Raw genomic sequence first — 5,517 nt, 5'->3', positions numbered from 1 at the left:
TGATCGCGGCACAGGGCAACACCAGCCTGACAGCCAACAGCCTCGACAGCGGCGCAAGCAGCCTGATCGGTGCGGGCATGCAGGCCGATGGCAAGCTGGGCACGGCTGGCGACCTGACGATCAGCACTACACAAACGCTGGCCGCGCATGGCCAGAATCTGGCGGCGGGCAAGGCGGCCCTGACAGGCGCCAGCGTGGACTTGTCTGGCAGTCAGACCAGTGCGACCAGCATTGCTTTGACGGCAACCGCGGGCGACGTCAGCACACAGAAAGCCGTGGTCAGCACGCCCGGCGCCTTGACGATCCATGCGCACGATACCTTGCGCAATACAGAAGGGCAACTCAGCGCCGGCCAACTCGATCTGCACGTGGGTAACCTGGACAATACCAAGGGCACACTGATACAGACGGGCACGGACGACACCGTCATCCAGACGGGCAAGCTGGACAACAGCGCCGGGCGCATCGCCGTCAATAGCAATCACCTGACCCTGGGTGCGGCCACCTTGACGAATGCGGGTGGCAAGATCGAGCATGCGGGTGCAGGCACTCTGGCCATCACGGCGGCGAGCTTGCAGGGTGCCGGCGGCAGCATCATCGGCAATGGCGCCATCGATCTCAAGGCGGGTCTGTTTGACCACGCCAACGCGACCACCACGGGGCGATCCCTGAGCGTGCAGGCTGACAGCCTGAGCAACCGGGGCGGCCATTTGCTGCAGACGGGCGCGGGCGGCATGACAGTCGCCGTCACAGGATTGCTCGACAATACGAGTGGTGAAATCGCCGGCAATGGCGTGTTGTTGGTGCAGACCGGCAGCCTGGACAATACCAAGGGCAAAATCACATCGGCAACGTCCGCCGACATCGTCAGCACCGGCGCGCTCGTCAATACAGACGGCGTGATCGCGGCGGCGACCGATTTGCACCTGGGCGGCGCCATCGACAACACGCGCGGCTTGCTGCAGGCAGGCACTGGCGCTCTGAGCCTGGACGCGGCCAGCGTGCGCAATGCGCAAGGCACGCTCAGCGCGGGCACGGATATCACGGCCAAGGTCAGCGGCGATGTGCTGAACGCTGGCGTGCTATATGCGGGGCGCAACCAGAGTCTGGATATCGGTGGCTTGCTGAGCAATACGGGCTCGCTGGCTGCCCTGGGCAATACGACGATCACGGCGGGCAGTCTGAGCGGTAATGGATTGCTGGCGGCAGGCATGCGCGCCGATGGCAGCTTTGCCTCGGCTGGCGATCTGACGGTGACGGCCCGTGGCGCCTTGCAAGCCGGTGGCCAGAACATGACGGCCGGCCAGCTGCAATTGACGGGCGCATCGGTCGATGTGGGCGGCAGCCAGACCAGCGCGGCGAACATCGGCTTGACGGCCTTGACGGGCAATGTGACGACCAGCAAGGCGGTCGTGTCGACCAATGGCTTGCTGGCCATCACGGCGAATGCCGCGAACGGGCAGGCACTGGTGAACCAGGGCGGCAGCCTGAGCGCCGGGCAGCTGGCCCTGCGCGTTGCCAACCTGGACAATACCAAGGGCACCTTGATACAGACGGGCGCCGGCGATACGGTCATCGAAACGGGCAAGCTGGACAATACGGGCGGGCGCATCGCCGTCAACAGCGCCAATCTGCGCCTGCAGGCGGGCGACTTGATGAATGTGGATGGCAAGATCGAACATGCAGGTACGGGCACGCTGGCGATCCGCGCGACGAATTTGTACGGCCAGCGTGGCCAGATCACGGGCAACGGCGCATTGGGCGTGGCGGCCGATTACATCGATCACCGCAACGCCAGCCTGCTGGCGCAGCAGGTGAACGTCTCTGCCGGCATCCTCGATAATCGCCAGGGACAGATCACGCAGCTGGGTACGAGTGCGGCAACAGTGCTGGCCAGCACGCGCCTGGACAATAGCGGCGGCAAGATCGAAGCGAACGGCAATGTGCGCGTGGAAACGGGCGAGTTGCTCAACGACCATGGCCGTATTGCGTCCGCGCAGGACGTCAATGTGGCGGCGACGGCCAAGCTGGACAATACCAGCGGCGTGATCATTGCCGGGCGCGACCTGACAGTGGCCGGCGGCAAGGTGGACAATACCCTGGGACAATTGCAGGCAGCGGGCGGCAATGCGCAATTGAGCATGGACGAACTGCTCAATGAACAGGGCAGCATCGTTGCCAGCGGCAATCTGACGACAACGGCGGGCAGCGTGCGCAACAGCGGCAGCCTGTTTGCCGGCGGAGAACAGGTGCTGAAGGTGAGCGGAGCGTTGGAGAATGCCGGCGTGATCCTGGCCCAGGGCAACAACACGATCAGCGCCAATAGCATCAACAGCGGCGCGGCCAGCCTGATCGGCGCGGGTGTGAAAGCCGATGGAAGTTTGCAGGCCAGCGGCAATCTGCAGGTCACGGCGCAGCAGGCGCTGGGTGCCCATGGTCAGGTGTTGGCGGCAGGCAATGCCGTCTTGGGCGGCGGCAGTGTCGACCTCGGCGGCAGCCGCAGCAGTGCTGGCAATATCAGCCTGACGGCCAGCGTGGGAGACGTCAGCACCAGCGGCGCTGTGGTTACCACGCCGGGCGCCGTGACGATTAAGGCCGGTGCGAATAGCCAGACCTGGAACAACCAGCGCGGCGATATCAGCGCCGGCCAGCTGGCTGTTGGTGTGGCCAACCTGAACAACCAGCAAGGCAGCATCGTGCAAACGGGCACGGGCAACACCGTCATCGAGTTGACATCGCCAGCGGGCGTGCTGGACAACACGAGCGGCCGCATCGCCGTCAACAGCGCCAATTTGACCCTGAAGGCAGCCACCCTGACGAATACGGATGGCAAGATCGAACATGCTGGCAGCGGTACCTTGAGCCTGCAAGCCACGCAGTTGAACGACCAGCGCGGCCAGATCACGGGCAATGGCGCCCTGGTCGTCACAGCCGATGTCATCGACCACCGCAACGCCAGCACCATCGCGCAGCAACTGAGCGTGACGGGTAGCACCCTGGACAATGCTGGCGGCAACCTGACGCAGCTGGGCAAAGGCGATACCAGTATTCAACTGACGACCAGTCTGGACAATCACGGCGGCACGATCGCCAGCAATGGCAACACGACGATTGTTGCGCCGAGCCTGAACAACCAGGGCGGCAAGCTGCAGGCGGCCGGCACGGCCAATCTGACGGTGACCGCGAACAACGTGCTGGACAACAGCCATGGCGGCGCCATCGCTGGTGGCGGCAGTGTCGTGCTGGGCGCTGGCAGCCTGCTGAACCAGGGCGGCAGCGCCACGGCGGGCGGGCAGCTGACGGCGAACGTGGCGCAGGCATTGAACAATGCGGGCGGCTTGCTGGCCGCTACGGGCAATATGACTGTGAACGCGGCCAGCGTCGACAACAGCGCCGGCGGCAAGCTGGCCTCGGTACAGGGCCAGTTGCAAATGATCTCTACCGGCGCGACCGTCAACAATGGCGGCACCCTGCAAGCGGGTGGCGACATCATCTTGCGCAATGGCGGCATGTCGAACGTGCAAGGCACCATTGCGGGCGCGAACGTCACGCTCGACACGCATGGCCAGCTCTTCAACAACACGCAGGGCACGTTGGCGGGCACGGGAACCGTTAACTTGCAGACGGGCATCCTGAACAATGATGGCGGCTTGCTGCAGTCGGGCGGCGCCATGGTCATCGACACGCACGGCAACGCCTTGCTCAACACCAATGCGGGCGCGTATGCCGTGCGCCATCCTGGCAGTGCCGGTGGCATCAGCAGCGGTGCCGGCCTCAGCTTGCAAACGGGCAGCTGGAACAATGCGGGTGGCTATCTGGGCGCGGCAGGCAACATCACGGGCGGCGTGGGCCAGCTGGATAACCGTGGCGGGCAGGTCGTCGGCAAGTCGGCGCTGGATCTGGTCCTGAGCGGCTTGCAAAACCAGGGCGGGCAAATCCAGGTGCTGGGCAATATCGGCTTGAACGCGGGTGGCGGCAGCGTTAACAACCAGCAAGGCTTGATCCGCTCCGGCGCGGCCGTCACGCTGACGGGCGGCGGAGTCGACAATGCCAACACGCTGGGCGCCAACCAGGGCATCGAAGGCGTCCATGTGACCCTGAACAGCGCCAACGTCAGCAATGTGCAAGGCGCGGTGCGCGCGGATGGCAACCTGGCGCTCAACAGCGCGGGCAACATCAACAATACCCTGGGCATGCTCAGTGCCGGCGGCGCGCTGGCGCTGCACGATAGCGGCCCTGGCCGCGGGCTGGCCGTTACCAACTCGGGCGGCACCATCATCGGCGGCCAGCGCACCGACATCCGTGCGGGCAGCCTGAGCGGCGACGGCAAGGTGCTGTCACAGAAGGATCTGGCGCTGGACCTGGCCGGCAATTTTACGCTGAACGCAGGCGCCGAGATCATGGCCAACGGCAACGCGGATATCGCCATCGGCGGATTGCTGACCAATGCAGGGAAAATCCAGGCACGCAGCACCCTGAACCTGGGCGCGGCCAATTTCGATAACACGGCCACGGGCGACATCAACGCGGGCACGACGCGCGTCAATGTCGGTGGCGTATTGAATAACCGCGGCGTGATCGATGGCATCAACACGGAACTGAACGTGCGAACGCTGAACAACGTGGGCACGGGCCGTATCTATGGCGATCACCTGAGCATCGGTGGTGGCATCGTTAACAATGACGTGGAAGGCGGTGTGGCAGCCACCATCGCGGCGCGCAGCCGCCTCGATATCGGCGTGACTACACTCAACAACCGCGAACACGGCCTGATCTTCAGCGGAGGCGACATGGCCATCGGCGGCTACCTGGACGGCAACCGCATCGCCACGGGCTGGGCGGAATCGGTGAGGAATGCTAGCGCAACGATCGAGGCGCTGGGAAATTTGGATTTGGCTGCGGGGCAGTTCCGGAACTTGAATGTGCCATTCCGTATCGAGAAACTCGATAGCGGATCTGAAACAGTGGTTGAGTATTCCGTATTGGGGGCAGGGGACGCGGATAAGCGTTATCGTTCAGGTGATCCCAATTTCTCCTTTAGCAACGGTTATCCCGTCATCAATGGGATTGCGCAGAAAGAATATAAAAAATACGAAATTACTCGTACTTTCCGCAAAGATACTGTTGTTGCCTCCGATGCAGCAAAGCTGGTCGCGGGTGGTAATTTGACAATGCATTCATATGATGCGCTCAATCAGCAAAGTCACGTTATTACGGGAGGCAAGCTGACAGTGCTAGGAACGACCCTCGTCAATCCGGTGCTGGAGCTGGAAACCTACTTCCAAGAAACGGGAACGGTCACGAACTACCTGTATGTGCCTTCGGGGCCATCCGGCGGCTTTATCAACCAACCAGTCACGATGAGATACGAACCGGTTGAGAAGCGTTCCAAAGACATCATCAACCAGGTTTATGAAAGAAAGACCTACACTTTGCCCTCGGCGACTGGAGCAGGCGGAGTCAAGGGCGGCACCAGCGCGGCTGGGGGCGCAATTGTCGACATGCTGCAGACCTCGG

General features: G+C 63.1%; 1 protein-coding gene. It reads left to right on the top strand.

Annotated features, from left to right (window positions below; genetic code table 11):
* The coding region (locus ACQ4WY_RS28160; protein ID WP_436506912.1) for a beta strand repeat-containing protein at positions 1 to 5,517 on the top strand (5,517 nt) is incomplete at both ends.

This window comes from Janthinobacterium salmonicoloratum (assembly GCF_051380845.1).
In the GTDB taxonomy this organism is placed as follows: domain Bacteria; phylum Pseudomonadota; class Gammaproteobacteria; order Burkholderiales; family Burkholderiaceae_D; genus Janthinobacterium; species Janthinobacterium lividum_F.
This window is presented reverse-complemented; position numbering and strand designations above follow the sequence as displayed.